This is a genomic window from Pseudoalteromonas aliena, assembly GCF_038155085.1.
In the GTDB taxonomy this organism is placed as follows: Bacteria; Pseudomonadota; Gammaproteobacteria; order Enterobacterales; family Alteromonadaceae; genus Pseudoalteromonas; species Pseudoalteromonas aliena_A.
Genome location: NZ_JBAKAU010000001.1, coordinates 413,063 through 435,685, shown reverse-complemented (window position 1 = coordinate 435,685; position 22,623 = coordinate 413,063). Strand labels below are relative to the sequence as shown.

The following is a 22,623-nucleotide window of genomic DNA, read 5'->3' as shown; positions in this document are numbered from 1 at the left end:
AGTTATTCGTACAGCTTTCTTATAACTATTTAAAACCTAGTTAATACGCTTCTACGGCCATAGCAACCGCTTCACCGCCACCAATACATAAAGACGCGATACCTTTTTTAAGGCTTCGGTTTTTAAGGGCATGAATAAGTGTTACTAAAATACGCGCGCCGCTTGCACCAATTGGATGACCCAATGCACAAGCACCGCCATTGACGTTTACTTTGCTTTCATCGAGTTTTAACTCATTAATAGCCAGCATGGTTACCATGGCAAATGCTTCGTTAATTTCCCAAAGGTCAACATCGGCGCTTGTCCACCCTGCTTTTTCAAGCACGCTGTTCATTGCGCCCACAGGTGCTACCGTAAATTCACTTGGTTTTTGAGAGTGCGTACTGTGCGCTACAATTTTACAAAGCGGTGTTAAGCCTTGCGCTTTTGCTTTTGATTCGCTCATTAATATAAGTGCTGCGCCACCATCAGAAATTGACGACGAATTAGCCGCCGTAATGGTGCCGTCTTTTTTAAAGGCTGCGCGAAGACTAGGAATTTTTTCTGGACGGGCATTACCGGGCTGCTCGTCAATCGATACGGTTACATCGCCTTTACGGGTTTTGATGGTATGTGGGGCAATTTCGTTCTCAAAGCTGCCATTTTCAATTGCAGTATTAGCCTTACTTAACGAGCCCAGTGCAAACGCATCCATTTGCTCACGGCCAATGCCATATTCATCAGCGGTGTCTTGTGCAAAACAGCCCATTGCTTTGTTATCGTAAGCATCTTCTAGGCCGTCGCTCATCATGTGATCTTTAATTTCACCGTGGCCCATTCGCATACCGCCACGCGCCTTAGGTATAAAGTAAGGTGCATTACTCATGCTTTCCATACCGCCGGCAATTGCACTGCTAATTGAGCCCGCTTTAATTAAGTCGTTTGCTAGCATGGCTGCTTTTAAACCAGAACCACATACTTTATTAATGGTAGTGGCACCGGTACCCAGAGCAAGGCCTGCTTTTAACATGGCTTGGCGAGCAGGCGCTTGCCCAAGGCCCGCTGGCAAAACACAGCCCATAATTACTTCATCTATTGCATCATTAGCTAAACCAGTTTGTGCCAGTGCACTTGCAATCGCGGTAGCGCCAAGCTCGGTAGATTGTGCATCGGTTAATGCGCCCATAAAGCCGCCCATAGGCGTACGCTTAGCTGCTACAATTACCACTGATTCTAAAGTCATAACTAACTCCGTTGTATTTTTATGCAAATAGTTGTTAGAATATTTGCTCTATTAATTTAGTATTCATTTATTATTTAATACCCATACACAATACTAACGTTTACGCTAACGTCAACTAAAAAACGCTTAATTTTTAGTTTTAAAAGTGTAAGGTTTATTTTCCAGTAGTACGGTTAATCAATACAAATAAAAATAAACTACTGAATATTAATAATTTAATTTAACATTTCACGCCAGCACTCCTATATAAACAGTTTCACATCACACCGAGCTTTACCTTTACGTAAACTTCACTTATATTGGAGTTATTCGAATGAGGTAAACACAACTATGAAACCAGATAACCAAACAAACTTTGCAAGTTCAGCCAACGTCCCTGGCAGTAACGAACAAACCTTTAGCATTAGCGATTTAGCTAAAGAGTTTGATATTACTACCCGCTCTATTCGTTTTTACGAAGACCAAGGCTTAGTAAGCCCAGAGCGTAACGGCCAAACCCGTATTTATTCAAAGCGCGACAAAGTTCGCTTAAAACTTATATTACGCGGTAAACGCCTAGGCTTTACCCTTGCTGAAACAGGCCGTTTGTTTGAGCTGTACGACGCCGATAAATCAAGCGCTAAACAGCTGGTGACTATGCTCGATTTAATAGCTGAGAAAAAAGCCGACCTTTCTCAACAAATGGACGACATAAAAGTTGTGCTTATGGAATTAGTGACAGCGGAGCGCCGCTGCAGAGACACACTCAATAAAATAGACGAGTAGCCTATTTTAATAATAAAAACACACTGACAACACACACTCACACAGGAATGAATCATGAGCACTATTTCACTTTATAAAGAGATGAACTTTGGCCTAGGCGAAACCGCCGATATGATCCGCGACCATGTAAATAGCTTTGCAAGCCAAGAAATTGGGCCACTGGCTGAGCAAACTGATATTGATAATGCGTTTCCTAATCAGCTTTGGCCGCAAATGGGCGAAATGGGTGTACTTGGTATGACCGTTTCTGAAGACTTTGGCGGTGCAGGCTTAGGTTACTTAGAGCATGTAATTGCAATGGAAGAAATTAGCCGCGCTAGTGCCTCAATTGGCTTAAGCTATGGTGCGCATTCAAACTTGTGTGTAAATCAAATTAACCGTAACGGTAATCAAGCACAAAAAGAAAAATACCTACCAAAACTAATTAGTGGTGAGCACATTGGAGCCCTTGCCATGAGCGAGCCAAACGCAGGCTCTGACGTGGTATCTATGAAACTTAAAGCCGAGAAAAAAGGCGATAAGTACATTTTAAATGGTAATAAAATGTGGATCACCAATGGCCCCGACGCACACACATTTGTTATTTACGCAAAAACAGATTTAAACGCCGGCGCGAAAGGCATTACCGCTTTTATTGTACAAAGCAGCTTTGCTGGGTTTTCTACTGCACAAAAGCTCGACAAACTCGGCATGCGTGGCTCAAACACCTGTGAACTGGTGTTTGAAAACTGCGAAGTGCCAGAAGAAAACATTTTAGGTAACTTAAACGAAGGCGTTAAAGTACTTATGAGTGGCCTTGATTACGAACGCGTAGTACTTGCAGCGGGCCCGCTTGGCATAATGCAGGCATGTATGGACATAGTAGTACCGTACATCCATGAGCGTAAACAGTTTGACACCCCTATTGGTCAATTTCAGTTAATTCAAGGCAAAGTAGCCGACATGTATACACAAATGAATGCTGCGCGCTCATATGTATATACGGTAGCTCGCTCTTGTGACCGTGGTGAAACAACCCGTAAAGATGCAGCCGGTGCCATTTTATATGCCGCAGAGCTTGCGACTAAAATGGCGCTTGATGCAATTCAAATTTTAGGTGGCAATGGCTACATAAACGAATACGCAACGGGCCGCCTGCTGCGCGACGCTAAACTATACGAAATTGGTGCAGGTACATCAGAAATACGCCGCATGCTTATTGGCCGCGAACTTTTCACTGAAAGCCGTTAAGGATTAAACCATGACGATTTTAAAATCGAGCGTTAACCCTCACGATCCAACGTTCGTGCAAAACCATAAAAATATGTCGGCGCTGGTGGATGATTTACGCAGTAAAGTAGCAACAATTAGCCAAGGCGGAGGCACTGCATTAAAGGAGCGCCACGAAGGCCGTGGTAAATTATTTGTACGCGACCGTATAAGTACGTTGATTGACGAAGGCTCACCGTTTTTAGAAATATCGCAATTTGCTGCCTTTGGTGTGTACGAACAAGCAATACCGTGCGCTGGTGTTGTAGCCGGTATAGGCCGTGTTAAAGGCATTGAATGCATGATTATTGCAAACGATGCCACGGTTAAAGGCGGTACGTATTTTCCGCTTACTGTTAAAAAGCATTTACGCGCACAAGACATCGCAGAGCGCTGCCACTTACCGTGTATTTATTTGGTGGATTCGGGCGGTGCTAACCTGCCTGAGCAGGACGATGTATTTCCGGATAAGTTGCATTTTGGTCGTATTTTTTACAATCAAGCCCGTATGTCGGGTAAAGGTATTGTACAAATTGCCGTGGTAATGGGGTTATGTACCGCAGGTGGTGCGTACGTACCTGCTATGGCAGACGAAAGCATTATTGTAAAAGATCAAGGCACTATTTTTTTAGCAGGCCCGCCGCTTGTAAAAGCAGCAACAGGCGAAGAAGTAACAGCCGAAGAACTAGGCGGCGCCGATGTGCACTGTAAAGTGTCGGGTGTTGCCGATCACTTTGCTGAAAACGACGCCCATGCGCTGTCTATTGCGCGCCAATGTATAGAACGTATTAATTACACGCGCCCTACTGCGCCGTTACTTAAACAAGAGTTAGATGATGTAAAACCACCTCGTTACGATATAAACGAGCTTTACGGCATTGTAGGCACCGACCTTAAAAAGCCGTTTGATGTACGCGAAGTAATAGCGCGCACTGTAGATGACTCATCATTTGATGAATTTAAACGCTACTTTGGTGAAACACTCGTCACCGGTTTTGCCAGCATTTATGGCAACCCGGTTGGCATAGTGGCTAATAACGGTATTTTATTTAGTGAGTCGGCGCAAAAAGGCGCGCACTTTATTCAGCTGTGTGCTCAGCGCAATATTCCTTTAGTGTTTTTACAAAATATTACCGGCTTTATGGTGGGTAAAAAATACGAAGCCGAAGGTATTGCAAAGCACGGCGCTAAAATGGTGATGGCGGTTTCGTGTGCTGATGTACCTAAATTTACAGTACTTATTGGCGGCTCTTACGGCGCCGGTAACTACGGAATGTGTGGTCGTGCATTTGAACCAACCATGATGTGGATGTGGCCTAATGCCCGTATTTCGGTAATGGGCGGCGAGCAAGCAGCGGGTGTAATGGTGCAAGTTAAACAAGATGGTTTAGCACGCAAAGGCCAAAGCATGAGCGAGCAAGAAATCAGTGACTTTAAAAAGCCAATTATTGACCAGTACGAAGAGCAAGGTCATCCGTATTACGCAAGCGCACGCTTGTGGGATGACGGCATTATAGACCCTGCCGATACGCGTAATGTATTAGGGCTGGCGTTAACGGCTGCGAACAACGCACCTAAACGTGATTCAAAATTTGGCGTATTTAGAATGTAACCGGAGCGCAAAATGTCAGTAACACTACAAATAACAAAATCTAATGTGGCTGTACTTGTGTTAAGCCGCCCAGAAAAAAGAAACGCATTTAATAGCGAAGTAATACACGAGCTGATTCAGTGTATTGAACATGCAAATACGCTTGATATTCGTGCTTTGGTTTTAAAAACAGAAGGTAAGCATTTTTCAGCCGGTGCCGATTTAGCCTGGATGAAATCTATGGCGGATAACAACTACGCCGGTAACCTAGCTGATTCAATGCAATTAGCTAAATTAATGCAGGGATTGGCAAGCTCCCCGCATCCTACAATTTGCGCTGTGCAAGGTGCTGCTTTTGGTGGTGCTCTGGGCTTAATAGCTTGTTGCGACATAGCCCTTAGTAAAGACGATGCTCAATTTTGTTTAAGCGAAGTAAAGCTAGGTCTTATTCCGGCGGTTATTAGCCCGTATGTAATTAAAGCTATTGGTGAGCGCGCTGCTCGCAGGTACTTTTTAACGGCTGAAGTGTTTGATGCACATACTGCTAAGCAACTTGGTTTAATTCATCAAGTAACCGGTAATTTAGACTGTGCGGTCGATAATATTCTGCAAACACTGATTGATAACGGACCTGTTGCAGTAAAAGCCGCAAAAGCATTAATTAACGATGTAGCAAATAAACCAATTACCGATGAACTTATTGAGCTTACAGCTGAGCGTATTGCAAAAATTCGCGTATCTGAAGAAGGTCAAGAAGGACTAAGTGCCTTTTTTGATAAACGCTCACCCGCTTGGCAACTGTAGGATTGATTATGAACACACAACGATTACAAAAAATACTGATTGCCAATCGTGGAGAAATTGCGTGCCGAGTAATGCGCAGCGCAAAACAAATGGGCTTAACCACGGTCGCTGTTTATTCTGATGCAGACAAACATGCCCAGCACGTAAAAATGGCTGACGAGGCTTACCAAATTGGCCCAGCACCAAGTAAAGACTCATACCTAGTCGCCGACAAAATTTTGCAAGTGGCTAAAAACGCAGGCGCTGACTGTATTCACCCAGGTTATGGATTTTTATCTGAAAACAGTGAATTTGCTAAAGCCTGTGAAGCTAACAATATTGCGTTTATTGGCCCACTTGCAAGCAGCATAGAGGCAATGGGCTCTAAAACCCGCGCTAAAGAAATAATGGCAGCTGCTAATGTGCCGTTAGTACCTGGTTATTACGGTGATAAACAAGATCCTGCTTTTTTACAAAGTGAAGCTGAAAAAATTGGCTTCCCTGTACTAATTAAAGCCGCCTTTGGTGGCGGTGGTAAAGGTATGCGCGTTGTACAAAACGCCAAACAATTTATGAGTGCACTTGAGGGCGCACAACGTGAAGCAATTGCCGGTTTTGGTAACGATTTAGTATTGCTTGAGCGCTACGTAAACCAGCCTCGCCATGTTGAAGTGCAAGTATTTGCAGATAACTATGGTAATTGTGTTTATTTAGGCGATCGTGATTGTTCTTTGCAACGTCGTCATCAAAAAGTAATTGAAGAAGCCCCTGCTCCGGGTTTATCTGACGAGCTACGCAAAGAAATGGGCGAAGCAGCTGTACGTTGTGCACTGGCTATAAATTATAGAGGCGCGGGTACGGTTGAGTTTTTACTGTGTGGCGATGAATTTTTCTTTATGGAAATGAATACGCGCCTTCAAGTAGAACACCCAGTGACTGAAATGGTTACCGGTGTAGATTTAGTCAATTGGCAAATTAATATTGCGGGTGGGCAAACACTGCCACTGACACAAAGTGATATTCAATTGCAGGGTCATAGCTTTGAAGCGCGTATATACGCAGAAGATCCAGCTAACGACTTTATCCCGTGCTCAGGCACTATTGAAGCGCTACATACACCCCTTAACAGCGAATTTGTACGCATTGATACAGGCATTGCACAAGGCGACGAAATCAGCCCGTTTTACGATCCGATGATTGCAAAACTTATTGTGCACGACGACAATCGCGAACAAGCACTGAGCCGTTTACAACACGCTCTTGAGCAATTTCATTTAGCGGGTTTTAGCACTAACATTGGCTTTTTGCATAATTTAGCAAGCCACCCTACCTTTAAACAAGGTGCGCCAAGTACACACTTTATTGCAGAGCAAGGCGACTCGTTAGTTGCGGTTGATAAATCGTTGTTGCAAGCAAGCCAGCTTATTGGTGCGTTTGCATATTTAGAGTCGTTAACTAACACACAAAGTGCGCAAAACAGCACAACCCCGTGGCAACAACTAAGCGGTTTTACACTCAATGCACCGCAAGCAATTAAAGTCCCTTTTGCCGATTTACAGCTAAGCGCTATAAAAACGTCAGCGGGCTATAGTATTACGCATAACGAGGATGTATTTAGTTTACAAGGCACATTAAATAGTGGTCTTTGCACTGTATTTATTAATGGTGAAAAACATAGCGCGCACGTAACTACGGTAGGTAATAATACTGTTGGCAATATTGTCACTGTTATGAATAAAGCACTGCAAACTAAGTTTGAACTAGTTAATAAACATTATATTAGTTCGCACGAAAGCGAAGCTTTGCCACTTGCCGCCCCGCTCAATGGCACGGTAGTTAAGCACTTAATCGACATTGGTAGCACAATTACCAAAGGTGATGCGGTTGTTATTATCGAAGCTATGAAAATGGAATACACGCTTAACGCACCGCATGACGGAATTTTAAAAAGCTACTGTTTTGGTGAAGGCGAACTGGTAACGCATGGTGCTCTGCTTGCTATTGTCGAAGATACAACTGAGGAAGGTGCATAATGAGTGCCTTACCAAGTAAAGTACGTATTGTTGAAGTTGGCGCGCGAGATGGTCTACAGAACGAAAAAACAGTAAGCACAGCCGATAAAGTAGCGCTTATTAATGCCCTAAGTGCTGCAGGTTTAAAAGATATTGAAGCCGGTGCGTTTGTATCCCCTAAATGGGTGCCACAAATGGCAGACTCAGCGGATGTAATATCAGCGCTAGATTTACCTGATGTTAATTTAAGTGCCCTTACCCCTAACTTGAAAGGTGCACAAGCAGCGCATGCTGTTGGCATTAAAGAGTTTGCTATTTTTACCGCTGCGAGTGAATCGTTTTGTCAAAAAAATATCAACTGCTCAATAGATGAGAGTATTGAACGCTTTAGCGAAGTAATGGCGTTTGCTAAAGCGAATAATATTCGTGTACGTGGTTATGTTAGCTGTGTACTCGGTTGCCCCTATGAAGGTGAGATTGACTCGCAAGCGGTGCTGAGTGTATCGCAAAAGCTATTAGATTTAGGCTGTTACGAAGTAAGCCTTGGCGATACCATAGGTGTTGGCACCGCAAAAAAAGTAACGCAATTAATCGAGTTACTTTTAACGCACATTGATAAAGCCAAGTTGGCCGTGCATTTTCATGATACATACGGCCAAGCGCTCACAAATATTTACGCAGCTTTAAGCTTAGGTATTGCAACGATTGACGCGGCAGTTGCGGGCCTTGGTGGCTGCCCTTACGCAAAAGGCGCGTCAGGAAATGTTGCCACCGAAGATGTCGTTTACTTACTGCAAGGGCTTGGCATTGAAAACGGAATTGATTTACAAAGGTTAAGTGACGCTGGCTGGGAAATAACCAAAGCACTTGGTAAGGAACCTGTAAGCAAAGTATCTGTGGCACTACACACTAAATAACCTGAGCTCTGGATAATAAATCTATCTCGAGCAGCTATTTTCAGCACTAACTGCGTTGAATTTACTTGCAATAGGCCAGCTATTGAAGTGTAAATTCGCCTTGTTTTCACTGAAAATCTCTGGCTAGAGAAATAAATTTAAATATCACCCTGATTCATATGTTAGTAAATCTATTAACCAGAGTTCAGGTTAAATAGCTATCTTATGAAATGATGATTAAAGATAGTTAACAACAAATAGCACACAATGAGGAGAGACTCATGGCCGGTTTTGATAAGGTAGTTTCTAGTTACGAAGCTGCAATGGAAGGATTAAAAGACGGCGATACCATTATTGCCGGTGGTTTTGGTTTATGTGGTATTCCTGAGGGCTTAATTAAACAAATTAAGCACATGCAAACAAAAAACTTAACCGTAGTATCTAATAACTGTGGTGTTGATGACTTTGGTTTAGGTATTTTATTACAAGACAAACAAATTAAAAAAGTAGTTGCCTCGTACGTTGGCGAAAACGCCCTATTCGAGCAGCAGTTATTAAGTGGCGAAATTGATGTAGAGCTTACGCCTCAAGGCACACTTGCTGAAAAAATGCGAGCTGGAGGCGCCGGTATACCAGCGTTTTACACGGCAACTGGTTACGGTACTCCAGTGGCTGAAGGCAAAGACGTAAAAGAATTTAATGGTCGCCCATATATTTTAGAAGAGTCTATAACGGGTGAATTTGCTATTGTTAAAGCGTGGAAAGCCGACCGTTTTGGTAATTTAGTGTTTAGACATACCGCTATGAACTTTAATCCAATGGCTGCAACAGCAGGCAAAATTACCGTTGCTGAAGTAGAAGAAATTGTAGAGCCAGGTGAACTTGAGCCAAGCCAAATTCATACTCCGGGTATTTTTGTAAATCGCGTTATTAAAGGCAGCTTTGAAAAACGCATTGAACGTGTAACAACACGAGACTAAGCAGGAGCATAATTATGGCATTATCACGTGAACAAGTTGCAATGCGCGTTGCACAAGAACTACAAGATGGCTACTACGTAAATTTGGGCATAGGAATTCCGACACTCGTCGCAAACTATGTACCAGATGATATTGAAGTTATGTTACAGTCCGAAAATGGCCTTTTAGGCATGGGCCCGTACCCGACTAAGGCAGAGCTAGACGCCGATATGATTAACGCAGGTAAAGAAACCGTGACAGCTGCAACAGGCGCAGCCATATTTAATAGTGCAGATAGTTTTGCCATGATACGGGGTGGTCATGTAGACTTAACCGTTCTGGGTGCATTTGAAGTTGACCAGAACGGTAACATTGCATCGTGGATGATCCCTAAAAAGCTGATTAAAGGCATGGGTGGCGCGATGGACTTAGTCGCTGGCGCGAAAAATATTATTGTTACTATGACCCACGCAAGTAAGCATGGCGACTCTAAACTATTAGAAAACTGCTCATTGCCGCTTACAGGTGTTAATTGCGTAAAAAAAATAGTAACAGATTTAGCCGTGCTAGAAGTTAAAGACGGCGCATTTCATCTATTAGAGCGTGCTCCGGGCGTATCTGTTGATGAAATCATTAGTAAAACAGCAGGTAAATTACTTGTTGACGGTGAAGTTCCAGAAATGGTCTTTTAGGCTTTAGCTTAAGATAACGCTTTACCCTGTACCGACCTCATTCCCAGTGCCAATGGCGCTGAGTTACCCAAAATCCCTCTCACGAGGGATTTTTTTTGGCCTTTTGCTTTATTTTCTGGCTAATTCATACAGCTGTAGTAAATTTTTATCTATAATAGTTGCATAAATAGGTAGGCTATATCTAAAGCTTTTGCACTAAATTGTTGTTATCATGCACCACTTTAGTGAATCCGCTTTGCGATAACTATTAACCTATTGATATTATTGTGATTATTAACTGGTTCGATTTTTGCCTATATTAGGCTATATAAACAACTTTAAAATGGAAAACATGCAAACTCCTATTCGTGGCCTTCGCTCTTTTTGCTTTGCAGCAAGAAGCTTAAGTTTTAAGCATGCAGCTAATGAGCTGTACTTAACGCCTTCTGCGGTAAGCCATCAAATAAAACAACTTGAAGAACAACTTGGTATTGAGCTTTTTCAACGTAAAACGCGTTCAATTAGCTTAACCACAGCGGGTAAAAACTTTTTTGATGCTGTATCTCCTATCATCACAATGTTAGAGAGCACTATTAATGAGTTTAGTCAGATGCAGCAAAATACAAATTTGACTATTACGCTGCCTGAATTTTTTGCCAGCGAACTACTCATGCCTAAATTAAGTGAGTGGACGTCAGAACACCCTAATATAAACCTTCAAATGGACACGCTTAAAACACGCAAAGAATTAACGCGCCATAGTGATTTATCCATTGTATTGTCCTCTGGTAAACCTACAGAAGGGTTAGCGACTGAATTGTTTAACCTTGAATATATTCCTGCGTGTAATAAAAAATTACTCGACCAGTGGAAAAATGACCACTGCCAAGCTTTAAATCAAGTTCCACTAATACTACATAAGGCACGTCCTTGGGCTTGGCATCAATGGGCAGAAAAGGCAGGGATTGATGACTTTTCTCCTTCGCAGATTATTCAAATAGATAGCATGTTTGGTGTAGCGCGTGCTGCGCAGCAAGGCATGGGCATTGCACTTATCCCACTGCCTATTAGTCAAAGCTGGCTAGATGAGCAATGGCTTTACAAGTTATTTGAACAGCCTTTAACAACTAAAGATAAATACTACTTAGTTCAGCACGAATCAAGCACGCCTAATCACCCGCTTGATTTATTTGCGAAGTGGGTTGTAAATACGTTTAGAAAAATTCAAGAATAATCCCCTATTAGATGAGTTCAGTAATACAACCTACTCTATGTTGTATTACTGAACTCGTCTAAACCTCCTGCAATTTTGAATAGTATTTTTTATTAAAATACATAAGCTTAGCGCCATGCATTAGACTAAAGTCTATAGTTTAATTTTTTTCACTCATTGGTTTCGTTTTTATCGTTTGTCGAAAATAAAGTTAAATATTAAAGTTGCTTTCTAAGCTCAAAACAACTTAGTTAAATTGTTCCATAAGAGCAATAAATGCAATCTTTTTAGTTCTAGTAACTCAAATGTAGCAGTGAAAAAAATCTTATATTGTGTGTGTAAGATGTTGTCAGTGTGAAAAAGCAGTTCAAGTTAGGTGGTGACTTGGCTTGAACTGTTTTTATTTTTGGCACAAACCACATGATATGCAATATAAGCCTAATACTTTTTAAAAGCCCCGAAAGTTATAACTTTCGGGGCTTTTTACATAAATTAACTAACTTTTATCTCTTGGTACAAAATCTAGCACTGTTGCATTAATACAGTAACGATCGCGACCTCTTGGACCTTCACCAGGAAATAAATGACCTAGGTGTATGCCTGTACTTTTAGAGCGAAGCTCAATGCGTGTCATGCCCCAGCTGCTATCGTCGTGCTGTGTTACGTTGTTTTTTACAGGATGAGTAAACGACAACCAACCAGTACCGGAGTTAAACCTATCGCTTGTATCAAATAGTGGCTCGCCACTTAATTTATCAACAAAAGTACCGTCAGGTGTATTTTTAAACTCTTTGTACTCTTTACAGTAAGGCCTATCCGTTCGTGCATCAAATGCAACTTTATAAGCATCGCTGTTACCCAATTTAAAAGCGCCTAATGCTTTATAAAACTCTTCAGGCGTTGCGTAACCTTGACGTCCATATACCTCAGTACCATTTTCTAAAAACAAAATGGTCGGTGTTGCCCATGTGGCTGACTTAATGGTTAAATCATCAAGTTGGTCAGCATGGCGAAATGACATTGGTATTGTACCTTTGTAATCATTTGCGACTGCTTTTTTAAATTTTTCACAGTATGGGCAGTATTCACGTGAGTCTAAAACTAGGATTTGTTTTCCTGATAATAAAGCAGTGTTATCTACTTTTTCTACAGGTGTTTTATTGAAAACAACACCGGTAGAATGATCTGGGCAATAGCCATTAGGGTTCTTTTCTAAATAATTTTGATGATACTCTTCTGCCGATACAAAACCTTGAAGCGGTTTAATAACCGTTTCAATTTTGCCATAACTCGCATCGGTTAAAAGCTGCTGATATTGCGATTTAACCTGCTCAGCTACTTTAGCTTGCGCATCAGTAGTCGTTAATATAATTGAGCGATATTGAGTGCCAATGTCGTTACCTTGGCGGCTTTTTTGCGTAGGATCATGACTTTCAAAATAGTTTTTTAAGAGATCTTCTGCTGAAATTATATTGCTGTTATACATAACTTGTACAACTTCAGCATAATTGTTCTCGTCAAAACGACGAGACTGATCAGTAATGTTTCTGTAGGTAGCTTTAAAGCCATTGCCGTCTGCATAGCCTGACTCAGCATCAATAACGCCATTAAGCGCTTCGTAACGTTTTTCGGCCCCCCAAAAACAACCAGATCCCAGTACAATAGTTTCTACATGCATTGTGGCTTCTACATTACTGTGCTCTACCTTTTCCATAGATAAAGCAAAGCTGCCTGCGCTAAATATAATAGCAGCGCCTGATAAATATAATAAATGCGGGTGTTTCATAAAATACCTCTTAAACAAGTGCGTGCTAATTAAGACCTCCTTATCCTAATTTTCATTTCAACCTAATTATTTATTTAGTACGAAGTGTATTTAGTTTTGGTCTTCAATAAGTTAAATACGATTAATTGAATATAAAACTACTCTTAAAATAAGTTGGGCAATAAACATAACCACTTAGTCGCAATGGTGTAAATAAATTAATAAAACTGTGATACGTTTAAATTATGTTGTACAAATAGGTTCATTTAATGAAGCCAGCTCCTCATATTTATGCATTAACAAACAGTAGTTTACTGTTTGATGCATCGCATTTAGACGCTACAGATAGACTCTCTATTCAAAAAAAAATTTGGGCTTTAGCTAACCACTGTAAAAGCACTGATGAATTTACCGATTTGGTGCCGGCAATGAACTCACTCACCCTCTATTTAAAATCAGATAAACATTTAAATAAATGGCTACAAGCATTACCTTTGCTTTGGGGTGACATTAAAAGCAGTACCTTTAAAGGGCAGCATCACTTAATAAAAACCACGTACAAGGGTGAGGATATTAATTACGTGGCTCGTTATCATAATTTAAGCGCTGATGAGGTTATTAATATTCATAGTAGCATCAAGTACCACGTTTTATTTTTAGGCTTTCAGCCCGGTTTTGCTTACCTACATGGCTTAGATGACAGCCTGCATACACCAAGGCGGGATGAGCCTCGCATTAAGGTACCTAAAGGTTCTGTTGCGATAGGTGCTGCACAAACCGGAATTTACCCCGCAGATACCCCTGGTGGTTGGCACATAATAGGTCATACAGATACTACTTTGTTTGATTCGACCTCTGAGCAACCTTGTTTAATTCAACCAGGCGATACGCTTGAATTTGTTCCGCTCATTAATAAAGGAGCAAATCATGATTAAAGTACTTAAAAGTGGTGTACTACTTACAATTCAAGATTTTGGGCGTGAGGGCTACCGCCATTTAGGTGTAAGCAAAGCGGGTTGCTTAGACCCCATTGCACAAATCATTGCTAATAGACTACTTAACAATAACGACAATGACGCCGTTTTAGAAATAACTGTGGGTTTGTGTGAACTGGAATTCACCTGCGACACAGTAATTGCGCTTCATGGTGCAGATTTGCAAGCAACCCTTGATGGACATGCAATTTATCCTGGTTGGACATACGCAGTAAAAAACAAACAAGTCCTAAGTTTTGCTACAGGTAGAGCGGGCTTAAGAGCTTATTTAGCAGTGAACGGCGGTATACAAAATACTGAGGTTATGGGTTCTAAATCTACAGATTTAAACGCGTGTTTTGGTGGTTTTGAAGGTAGTTCTCTCACCACGGGTGATGAAATACCTATTACTCCTTATTATGGAGAGTTTATAAAAGTAGGCGCAATTGCTCCCGCCCAGCGCAAACTTATACGCCTGTATCCAAGTCCACATGCTGACTTATTAGGCGAGCTTTTACTTAGCAACTTTGTGTCTACTGCTTTTAAAGTCAGTAATAATAGTAACCGAATGGGTGTAAGGCTTGATCATAAAAATAATTTGGGGCATTCGCACTCTTTGCCATCACTAGGGGTGAGTCCTGGGAGTATTCAACTTCCACCAAGTGGAGAACCAATTGTGTTACTAAATGATGGCCAAAGCACAGGAGGCTACCCTTTATTAGGGACTGTTATTGAAGCCGACTTACGACAATTCGCACAATTTAGACCTTTAGATACTGTTGAGTTTAAATATGTAACGTTTGAAGAAGCAGCAAAGGCGAAGCAGAAGCTCGACGGACACCTACATCAATTGAGCCTTGCACTTAAAAATAACCTATAAAAATATTTAAAAAATAAATAGGAAAACTATTACGTAGTAATAAAAGGTGATTTGTGCATATTCCTGATTTACCAAGCCAAGCTGTGCACTACAATGGCGCACTAAGCATAAATAAGTAAACCGTTATCAACGCGCTAAAAATGATGATTGCACAAGCTTTGAACAATATTAACGACGTAAAAATAGCAGCGACACCACGCATTACCCACTTTGGTGCAGCCATATACAACTTGGTGCATAAATTATTCTTAATTAATTGTAAAAGCTATGTGACTTGAGTAATTTTTTCTGATAAAACATGGTTTCGCAGCACAGCAAATTGGCTCTGCTGCCACATAATAGGAATGAGGAGTTACTATGTGTTCAATTTTTGGGGTATTAGATATTAAATCTGATCCCGCTCAATTGCGTACCCAAGCAATTGAAATGTCAAAGCTGCTTAGACACCGTGGTCCAGATTGGTCTGGTGTATATGCATCTGAAAAAGCTATTTTAGTGCATGAGCGTTTAGCTATTGTTGGTGTATCAAGCGGTGCACAGCCTTTATACAACCCTGAAAAAACAAATATGTTAGCGGTTAATGGCGAGATTTATAATCATAAAGAACTTGCAGCAGAGTTAGACGTTGATTTTACTTTTCAAACTCAATCAGACTGTGAAGTTATTTTAGCGCTTTATAAACAAAAAGGGCCTGACTTTTTAGATGATCTAAATGGCATTTTTGCATTTTGTTTATACGATGAAGAAAATGACGCTTACTTAATTGGCCGTGACCATATTGGTATTATCCCGCTTTACACGGGTCACGACGAGCACGGTAACTTTTACGTTGCTTCAGAGCTAAAAGCACTTTCTCCAATTTGTAAGCATATTGAAGAATTTCCACCAGGGCATTACCTGTACAGCAAAGATGGCAAAATGACGCCTTATTACAAACGTGATTGGGAAACATTTGATGCAGTTAAAGATAACAGCGCACAAGCGCAAGACGTCAAAGATGCATTAGAAGCGGCCGTTAAACGCCAGCTAATGTGTGACGTGCCTTACGGTGTATTACTTTCTGGTGGTTTAGACTCATCAGTTATTTCTGCTATTACTCAGCGTTTTGCTGCAAAACGTATTGAAGATAACGATGAAAGCGATGCATGGTGGCCTAAGCTACATTCTTTTTCAGTAGGTCTTGAGGGCTCACCTGATTTAGCGGCTGCACAAAAAGTAGCTGACATGATTGGTACTATTCACCACCCTATCATTTTTACCATTCAAGAAGGTATTGATGCACTACGTGAAGTGATTTACCACATTGAAACGTATGATGTAACAACGATTCGTGCCTCTACACCTATGTACTTAATGGCTCGCCAAATTAAAGCGATGGGCATTAAAATGGTGTTATCTGGCGAAGGAGCTGATGAGCTATTTGGTGGTTACTTATACTTCCATAAAGCCCCTAACGCACAAGAGTTTCATGAAGAGCTAAACCGTAAAGTATCAAAACTTCATATGTTTGACTGTTTACGTGCTAATAAATCAATGGCGGCATGGGGCGTTGAAGCACGTGTACCGTTCCTTGATAAAGAATTTGTTGATGTAGCTATGCGTATCAACCCTGAAGCCAAAATGTGTAAAGATGGCAAAATTGAAAAACACATTTTACGTGAAGGTTTTAATGGCTACTTGCCTGATGAAGTTTTATGGCGCCAAAAAGAGCAGTTTTCAGACGGTGTTGGTTACAGTTGGATTGATACCTTAAAAGAGTTTGTAAATGAGCAAGTGAGCGATCAAGAGCTTGCAAATGCTAAATTTAAATACCCTATTAATACACCAGATTCTAAAGAAGCTTACTACTACCGTACTATTTTTGAATCGCACTTCCCTGGTGATGCATCAGCTAAATGTGTACCACATGGTAAGTCGGTAGCGTGTTCGACTCCTGAAGCACTTGCATGGGACGCATCGTTCCAAAACAATGCTGATCCATCAGGTCGTGCTGCGGGCGTTCATAACGACGCGTATGCAAGCAAAGGATAACACTCTTTGTTTAACGAAGCGTAAGCCCAAATGGCTTACGCTTCGCTTTATAAAACTCACTTGCACCGAATCTGTTTTTCATAGCCCTGCAAATAACTTAAAAGGCTCTAGTGCTTTAATTGTTATTTATAAAATTGGGTTAACATCAAAAGCAATGCAATATATTGCATCACAATCAAATCACCCTGCTACCGTATTTTTAAATCAAAATGAAATAACTAAACGCCATTGTAATATTCGCTGGTTTAACCAAACAAGTGAAATTAAACGCTGTGGACATGGCACTTTAGCGGCCGCTAATTTTTTAATAAAGCATTTTGGTTATTGCCCTGAAGTATTTACTTCAATGAGTAATGAGCGTTTTACTATAAGAGTAAAAAAACAACGCGCCCAGTTGTCACTGAAAAGTATAGAGTCTAAAAAAAGCGAATTAGTTGAAGGTGAGCTAAAAAGTGTGTTTTCATCAGCAATAAAAGCAGCCTACAGTACCGGTGATAAAAACGGTTATACGGTTGTATTATTTAATGAAGAATTTAGTAAGGACGTTGAAAAAGACGATTTAAAAAGCTTACACGTTGATTTTAAAGCTTTGAGTAAACTCCACAAAAATGCAGTAATTGTCCTTAGTATAAAAAATAAAGACAAGAAAAATGCCATAGCGCATTTTAGATACTTTGCACCCCAGTTTGGTGTAAATGAGGACAGTGCTACAGGCTCTGCGGTATCTGTTATTGCCCCCCTTCTATTTAGACTGCACGGTTTAAATAAAGCCAAGCTTATACAACAATCAAATAATGGTGCATTGCTAAACTATGAGTTTAACAATGCTAAAGTTGTCATTTACTAGGGCGTGTTGACCTTTGCGAATTGAAATTTGTTCAATCTAGGGGCGATTAAATCGCGGCGCGAGGTTTGTAACCTAGTGGGCTAAGTAAAAATCGAGCAACAAAGAGTTTATCGCCCCTAGGCAGAACCCGAAGGGCAGCACATGTTTGGCATTTATGCTGCGTTATCGCCTATTTATGTGGAATAACCACACTTCATAGGCTCTGCCTTGCCTAAAAACCAAACATATTGCTGCAAATTCAACTATCAAAGATCAACACGCCCTTAACATATTAAGTAACGTTTATAGTGGTCGTAATAAGCACAATGCAAAATAGTTACTATCGTCTTGCCATGTTTGTTCTAACTTTAAATTAGCTTGCGCTGCAAGCCGCGTAAACGATTCGAGTGTGTACTTGTGAGAGTTTTCTGTATGGATACTTTCACCTTCTTTAAACTCTATTTGCTGATCATTTATAATCACGCTTTGATTACAGTTACTTACTAAATGCATTTCGATACGGCTATGTTGCTCGTTAAAGCGTGACTCGTGACTAAAGTTATTTAAATTAAATGTGCCACTTAGCTCATTATTAATACGTTGTAGTAAATTTTTATTAAATGCAGCGGTGACTCCCGCTTTATCGTTATATGCATCAAGTAACACTTGGCGCTCTTTTACTAAATCAATCCCAATTAATACATAACCATTTACACCACATAAGCGATGAAAATTATTCATAATTTCTATGGCTTTAACTGGGGCAAAATTACCAAGAGTAGAACCTGGAAAATACACCAAATTGGTTTGGCTGTCTAAAGCGGTGTCTTTGGTGAGCTGTTTAACCATTTGGCTATGTGTAAAGTCTCCTAGTAATGGCGAAATTGCCAAATCAGGAAATAACGGTGACAAATGTGCAAGTGAATAACTGAGCATCTCCTCAGAAATTTCAAACGGTACGAAGGTTTTTACGTTTGCCATGTGCGCTAATAAATACGCAACCTTTTTACCCGAACCACACCCAGGCTCAATAATAGAGAGGTTTTCAGGTAGCATTTGAGCAATCGACTGCGAATATTGCTCTAAAATAGACAACTCCGTACGTGTAACATAATACTCTTGTAAGGATGTTATTTGCTCGAATAATGCAGCACCTTTATCATCGTAAAAATACTTACACGGAAGCGTTTTTTGTTGTTTAGTTAATCCGCTTATCACGTCGTTTAAAAACTCAATGTCGGTTATGTTGCTTTGTTTAATCGCTGTTACTTGGCTCATACTATATCCTTAGCTAGTCTTATCCCGCTGCACATCCACGCTTGATGTGGGTAATAAAAATTACGATATGTTTGTCGTAAATGGTTTTGAGGGGTAAACACACACCCACCCCGTAACACCATTTGGTTATTCATAAATTTACCATTGTATTCCCCTGCTACTCCTTCAATAGGCTTAAAACCGGGGTATGGCAAATATGCACTGTTTGTCCATTGCCAACATGAATCCATTAACTGGTTTATTTCAGTATCTTCTTTTACTTGTTGTGGTGTTAGCTCGTTATTATTAGTGCTTGTTAAAGGTGTATTTTTAGCTGCATATTCCCATTCGAACTCTGTAGGCAAGCGAGCCTTTACAAAATTAGCATAGGCGCTGGCCTCAAAGTAACTAACATGGCTGATGGGGGCACTTAAATTTAATGGCTGCAATCCATAGTGTGTAAACTCAAACCATTCGTTATTTATGCAATGCCAATATAGTGGGTGCGTTAAACGAGTGTTTTGAATGTGCGACCAACCATCACTTAACCAATATTGTGGATTGCTATATCCACCTGCATTTATAAAGTTTAAATATTCACCATTAGTGACCAATCTATTAGCAAAACTGAATGGATGAATTAATACTTGGTGTTTGGGGCACTCGTTATCATATGCAAATTCATCGTCGGCATTTGTGCCAATATTAATAATGGCTTGTTCAAAATTGATAAAATTAAGGGGTTTAATATCAACTGATTTTTTTTGGCTATTTAAAAGCGATGTTTTATATTGAGGTAATAGTGGATTTACTGAAAAGTTATATTTAATGTCCATAAGCATTAACTCTTGATGCTGTTGCTCATGGTGTAACCCAAGTTCAATAATATCTTTAATGTGTGGGTTAACATCAGTCTTAAGTAATTCAATTACACAGCTATTTACATGTTCTCTGTAAACTAGTACTTCATCTAAACAAGGTCTGGATAAGCTTCCTCGGTTTGCCCGTTTAAATTGCTCTCCAATCCCATTGTAATAAGAATTAAAAAGCATTTTATAGTGAGGGTTAAACACTGCGTACTGTTTACAATGAACACTAAGTAAAAACGTTTCAAAAAACCACGTGGTATGCGCTAAATGCCATTTAGTTGGGCTGACATCTGCCATAGCTTGTAATTGGCAATCTTCTACAGTGAGTGGTTCGATAATAGCTAGGCTTTCGCTTCTAACGCTGCAAAAGCGTTTAACAAGTTCATTTTGATTGGTATCGTTTGTAACGTTTTCACACATAATAGTATTAATCCTTTGCCTACCTATTTATAAAATATAGCTTAGTGTTGTGTTAAATCATATTCATATTACAACTTGATTAAAGATGCTTATCAGATTATAAATTTATAATAGCCTTGAAGATAAATTTGCTCTTTGCTAGCCGGTTCTTGATTATTTGCATGTGCGTGCAACCATGAAAATAACGTATCAACTGTTACCAAACCGCTAAACTATAAAACTAGGAGCGATTAAATCGCGACTAGATTTAACAAATTTCAATCATAAAAGACTAACAGGCCCTAATATTTAAGCATTAATTAAGTTGCTCAAAAATGATCTTTTTTTACTTAATCAAGTAAATTAATACTTTTAATAGCAAACTAAATTTTAACGTTCACTGAATTTTTGATTTTAGGACTTTCAAATGAAAGAATCATGAATTTAGCTATATAAACAGCGTTTTAAATACAAATTCATTTACATTTAATATTTAACTCATACACTACTAGCTGTATGATCACGCTTCAAATTAGTTAGTCTTCAAATAATTACGGTATTACTTTTTACTTAATATTTAAAGGCTAATGTAATTTGATATGACGCCGAATTTATTTTGGCTTGTTAGGACAACTAAAGAGGTATTGCATGAAGGAAAATCATGACAAATATAGTATTGACAATACGGATTACACCGTAGGTCAGGACAACGTACAAAAGTGGGGGTTTGATATTCACAACCCTGTTTTTGGAACTAGTGCGGGCCTGATTGTCATCTTTTTAATCGCCATACTAGTTACCGACCCACAAACTGCAAAAACAGCGCTTGATAGTATTAAGACCGATATTATTAATAATTTTGATGCCCTATTTATGTGGGCTGCTAACTTCTTTGTACTCTTTTGTTTAGCACTTATTGTTTCACCTTACGGTAATATTCGCCTTGGTGGTGATGACGCTAAACCTTCTCACTCTCGAGTTTCATGGCTTGCTATGTTATTTGCTGCGGGTATGGGTATCGGCCTTATGTTTTGGGGCGTTGCTGAACCAGTTGCTTACTTTACTGGTTGGTACGAAACACCGCTTAATGTAGCCGCTAATACACCAGAAGCTGCAAAATTAGCAATGGGCGCAACTATGTTTCATTGGGGTCTTCACCCTTGGGCTATTTACGCTGTTGTTGGTTTATCTCTTGCGTTTTTTACATATAACAAAGGTTTACCTCTTTCAATTCGTTCTATTTTTTACCCTATATTAGGTGATAGAGCTTGGGGCTGGCCTGGTCATATCATTGATATCTTAGCTGTACTTGCTACGTTATTTGGCCTTGCAACATCTTTAGGTCTAGGTGCGCAGCAAGCTTCTGCAGGTATTAACCATGTATTTGGGACAGAAGGTGGTATTGGCTCTCAAATATTAGTAATAGTGGGTGTAACATTACTAGCTATTATCTCTGTTGTGCGCGGAATTGATGGCGGCGTAAAACTTTTAAGTAACATTAATATGCTAATCGCTTTTGCTTTATTAGTGTTTGTTTGCTTAGTAGGTTTTGCTGTTGCTATGGGTAATGTTCCTAATACAATTATGGGTTATGTAGAAAATATAATTCCGCTTAGTAATCCTCATGGTCGTGAAGACGAAACATGGATGCATGGCTGGACTGTATTCTATTGGGCTTGGTGGATTTCGTGGTCTCCGTTTGTAGGTATGTTTATTGCGCGCGTATCACGTGGTCGAACTATACGTGAGTTCTTGATTGCAGTATTACTAATCCCTACGCTAGTTACTATTTTATGGATGTCGATTTACGGTGGTATTGCAATTGATCAAGTGGTTCAAGGTGTTGGAAGCTTAGGCGCAAACGGTTTAACCGATGTACCTTTAGCCATGTTCCAAATGCTTGATGAGTTACCTCTATCTAATATTTTATCATTTATTGCAATTTTATTAGTGTTGGTATTTTTCATTACGTCATCTGACTCTGGCTCATTAGTAATTGATTCAATTACAGCTGGCGGTAAAATTGATGCACCAGTACCACAACGTATATTTTGGGCATCGGTTGAGGGCGCAATTGCAGCTGCTTTACTTTGGATTGGTGGCACACAAGCAATTGAAGCATTACAAGCAGGCGCTGTCTCTACAGGGTTGCCATTTACTATTGTATTATTATTTATGTGTTTAAGCTTAGTTTTAGGTTTACGAACTGAGCCTCGCCCAGTTAAGTAATACTTTTAATTAGTAATGAAAGCGCCGCAATTT

Annotated in this window: 18 protein-coding genes; 14 read left to right on the top strand and 4 right to left on the bottom strand. The window is 40.1% G+C overall.

Annotated elements, in window-relative coordinates; all coding sequences use genetic code 11:
- Positions 1–40 precede the first annotated feature (40 nt).
- Positions 41–1,222, bottom strand: a complete 1,182-nt coding sequence (locus V6260_RS01985; RefSeq protein ID WP_341592428.1) for an acetyl-CoA C-acyltransferase — start codon at positions 1,220–1,222, stop codon at positions 41–43.
- Positions 1,223–1,552: 330 nt separating this feature from the next.
- Between V6260_RS01985 and V6260_RS01980 the strand changes: the two genes are divergently transcribed.
- The 9 genes from V6260_RS01980 (at position 1,553) to V6260_RS01940 (ending at position 11,381) form a co-directional block, all read left to right on the top strand.
- Entirely contained in the window at positions 1,553–1,987 is a 435-nt protein-coding gene (locus V6260_RS01980; protein ID WP_089347611.1) for a MerR family transcriptional regulator, read from the top strand.
- Between the two features lie 54 nt (positions 1,988–2,041).
- The gene (locus V6260_RS01975; RefSeq protein WP_341592427.1) at positions 2,042–3,217 is read left to right on the top strand and encodes an isovaleryl-CoA dehydrogenase; all 1,176 of its coding nucleotides are present in this window, start codon (positions 2,042–2,044) and stop codon (positions 3,215–3,217) included.
- Between the two features lie 10 nt (positions 3,218–3,227).
- On the top strand, positions 3,228–4,847 hold the full coding sequence (locus V6260_RS01970) for a carboxyl transferase domain-containing protein (protein ID WP_341592426.1): 1,620 nt from the start codon (positions 3,228–3,230) through the stop codon (positions 4,845–4,847).
- 12 nt (positions 4,848–4,859) lie between these two features.
- Positions 4,860–5,630: an enoyl-CoA hydratase/isomerase family protein gene (locus V6260_RS01965; RefSeq protein WP_341592425.1), complete on the top strand. Its 771-nt coding sequence runs from the start codon at positions 4,860–4,862 to the stop codon at positions 5,628–5,630.
- An 8-nt stretch (positions 5,631–5,638) separates the two neighbouring features.
- On the top strand, positions 5,639–7,642 hold the full coding sequence (locus V6260_RS01960; RefSeq protein WP_341592424.1) for an acetyl/propionyl/methylcrotonyl-CoA carboxylase subunit alpha: 2,004 nt from the start codon (positions 5,639–5,641) through the stop codon (positions 7,640–7,642).
- A complete protein-coding gene (locus V6260_RS01955) occupies positions 7,642–8,538 on the top strand; it encodes a hydroxymethylglutaryl-CoA lyase (protein WP_341592423.1) in 897 nt (298 codons plus the stop codon). The genes V6260_RS01960 and V6260_RS01955 overlap by 1 nt, the downstream gene beginning before the upstream one ends.
- A gap of 260 nt (positions 8,539–8,798) precedes the next feature.
- Complete coding sequence (locus tag V6260_RS01950; protein ID WP_008135270.1) at positions 8,799–9,497, top strand: CoA transferase subunit A; 699 nt, start codon at positions 8,799–8,801, stop codon at positions 9,495–9,497.
- A 14-nt stretch (positions 9,498–9,511) separates the two neighbouring features.
- Complete coding sequence (locus V6260_RS01945; protein WP_341592422.1) at positions 9,512–10,168, top strand: CoA transferase subunit B; 657 nt, start codon at positions 9,512–9,514, stop codon at positions 10,166–10,168.
- Between the two features lie 331 nt (positions 10,169–10,499).
- The gene (locus V6260_RS01940) at positions 10,500–11,381 is read left to right on the top strand and encodes a LysR family transcriptional regulator (protein ID WP_341592421.1); all 882 of its coding nucleotides are present in this window, start codon (positions 10,500–10,502) and stop codon (positions 11,379–11,381) included.
- A gap of 475 nt (positions 11,382–11,856) precedes the next feature.
- On the opposite strand, the gene msrA is transcribed toward V6260_RS01940, so the two are convergent.
- On the bottom strand, positions 11,857–13,146 hold the full coding sequence (gene msrA / locus V6260_RS01935; protein ID WP_341592420.1) for a peptide-methionine (S)-S-oxide reductase MsrA: 1,290 nt from the start codon (positions 13,144–13,146) through the stop codon (positions 11,857–11,859).
- A 248-nt stretch (positions 13,147–13,394) separates the two neighbouring features.
- Here msrA and pxpB point away from each other — a divergent pair, with 248 nt between their 5' ends.
- The 4 genes from pxpB (at position 13,395) to V6260_RS01915 (ending at position 17,857) form a co-directional block, all read left to right on the top strand.
- Entirely contained in the window at positions 13,395–14,060 is a 666-nt protein-coding gene (gene pxpB, locus V6260_RS01930; RefSeq protein ID WP_341592419.1) for a 5-oxoprolinase subunit PxpB, read from the top strand.
- The gene (locus V6260_RS01925) at positions 14,053–14,979 is read left to right on the top strand and encodes a biotin-dependent carboxyltransferase family protein (protein ID WP_341592418.1); all 927 of its coding nucleotides are present in this window, start codon (positions 14,053–14,055) and stop codon (positions 14,977–14,979) included. Before pxpB ends, V6260_RS01925 begins: the two co-directional genes overlap by 8 nt.
- 357 nt (positions 14,980–15,336) lie before the next feature.
- Positions 15,337–17,010, top strand: a complete 1,674-nt coding sequence (gene asnB, locus V6260_RS01920; protein WP_341592417.1) for an asparagine synthase B — start codon at positions 15,337–15,339, stop codon at positions 17,008–17,010.
- Positions 16,994–17,857: a PhzF family phenazine biosynthesis protein gene (locus V6260_RS01915; RefSeq protein ID WP_341592416.1), complete on the top strand. Its 864-nt coding sequence runs from the start codon at positions 16,994–16,996 to the stop codon at positions 17,855–17,857. Before asnB ends, V6260_RS01915 begins: the two co-directional genes overlap by 17 nt.
- 282 nt (positions 17,858–18,139) lie before the next feature.
- Here V6260_RS01915 and egtD read toward each other — a convergent pair whose 3' ends face one another.
- Together egtD and egtB are read right to left on the bottom strand one after the other, a co-directional pair.
- A complete protein-coding gene (gene egtD / locus V6260_RS01910; protein ID WP_341592415.1) occupies positions 18,140–19,114 on the bottom strand; it encodes an L-histidine N(alpha)-methyltransferase in 975 nt (324 codons plus the stop codon).
- Positions 19,111–20,382, bottom strand: a complete 1,272-nt coding sequence (gene egtB, locus V6260_RS01905) for an ergothioneine biosynthesis protein EgtB (protein WP_341592414.1) — start codon at positions 20,380–20,382, stop codon at positions 19,111–19,113. The genes egtD and egtB overlap by 4 nt, the downstream gene beginning before the upstream one ends.
- 627 nt (positions 20,383–21,009) lie before the next feature.
- Here egtB and V6260_RS01900 point away from each other — a divergent pair.
- Positions 21,010–22,590 carry a BCCT family transporter gene (locus V6260_RS01900; protein ID WP_341592413.1) on the top strand — a complete coding sequence of 527 codons (1,581 nt, stop codon included), beginning with the start codon at positions 21,010–21,012 and terminating at the stop codon, positions 22,588–22,590.
- Positions 22,591–22,623 lie beyond the last annotated feature (33 nt).

Bases quoted from the DNA above. Each gene is read 5' to 3' on its own strand.
- V6260_RS01955 (WP_341592423.1), top strand. From the start codon at position 7,642: ATGAGTGCCTTACCAAGTAAAGTACGTATTGTTGAAGTTGGCGCGCGA.
- msrA (WP_341592420.1), bottom strand. From the start codon at position 13,146: ATGAAACACCCGCATTTATTATATTTATCAGGCGCTGCTATTATATTT.
- V6260_RS01945 (WP_341592422.1), top strand. From the start codon at position 9,512: ATGGCATTATCACGTGAACAAGTTGCAATGCGCGTTGCACAAGAACTA.
- V6260_RS01960 (WP_341592424.1), top strand. From the start codon at position 5,639: ATGAACACACAACGATTACAAAAAATACTGATTGCCAATCGTGGAGAA.
- V6260_RS01965 (WP_341592425.1), top strand. From the start codon at position 4,860: ATGTCAGTAACACTACAAATAACAAAATCTAATGTGGCTGTACTTGTG.
- pxpB (WP_341592419.1), top strand. From the start codon at position 13,395: ATGAAGCCAGCTCCTCATATTTATGCATTAACAAACAGTAGTTTACTG.
- V6260_RS01900 (WP_341592413.1), top strand. From the start codon at position 21,010: ATGAAGGAAAATCATGACAAATATAGTATTGACAATACGGATTACACC.
- V6260_RS01925 (WP_341592418.1), top strand. From the start codon at position 14,053: ATGATTAAAGTACTTAAAAGTGGTGTACTACTTACAATTCAAGATTTT.
- V6260_RS01975 (WP_341592427.1), top strand. From the start codon at position 2,042: ATGAGCACTATTTCACTTTATAAAGAGATGAACTTTGGCCTAGGCGAA.
- asnB (WP_341592417.1), top strand. From the start codon at position 15,337: ATGTGTTCAATTTTTGGGGTATTAGATATTAAATCTGATCCCGCTCAA.
- egtB (WP_341592414.1), bottom strand. From the start codon at position 20,382: ATGTGTGAAAACGTTACAAACGATACCAATCAAAATGAACTTGTTAAA.
- V6260_RS01980 (WP_089347611.1), top strand. From the start codon at position 1,553: ATGAAACCAGATAACCAAACAAACTTTGCAAGTTCAGCCAACGTCCCT.
- V6260_RS01970 (WP_341592426.1), top strand. From the start codon at position 3,228: ATGACGATTTTAAAATCGAGCGTTAACCCTCACGATCCAACGTTCGTG.
- V6260_RS01915 (WP_341592416.1), top strand. From the start codon at position 16,994: ATGCAAGCAAAGGATAACACTCTTTGTTTAACGAAGCGTAAGCCCAAA.
- V6260_RS01940 (WP_341592421.1), top strand. From the start codon at position 10,500: ATGCAAACTCCTATTCGTGGCCTTCGCTCTTTTTGCTTTGCAGCAAGA.
- V6260_RS01985 (WP_341592428.1), bottom strand. From the start codon at position 1,222: ATGACTTTAGAATCAGTGGTAATTGTAGCAGCTAAGCGTACGCCTATG.
- egtD (WP_341592415.1), bottom strand. From the start codon at position 19,114: ATGAGCCAAGTAACAGCGATTAAACAAAGCAACATAACCGACATTGAG.
- V6260_RS01950 (WP_008135270.1), top strand. From the start codon at position 8,799: ATGGCCGGTTTTGATAAGGTAGTTTCTAGTTACGAAGCTGCAATGGAA.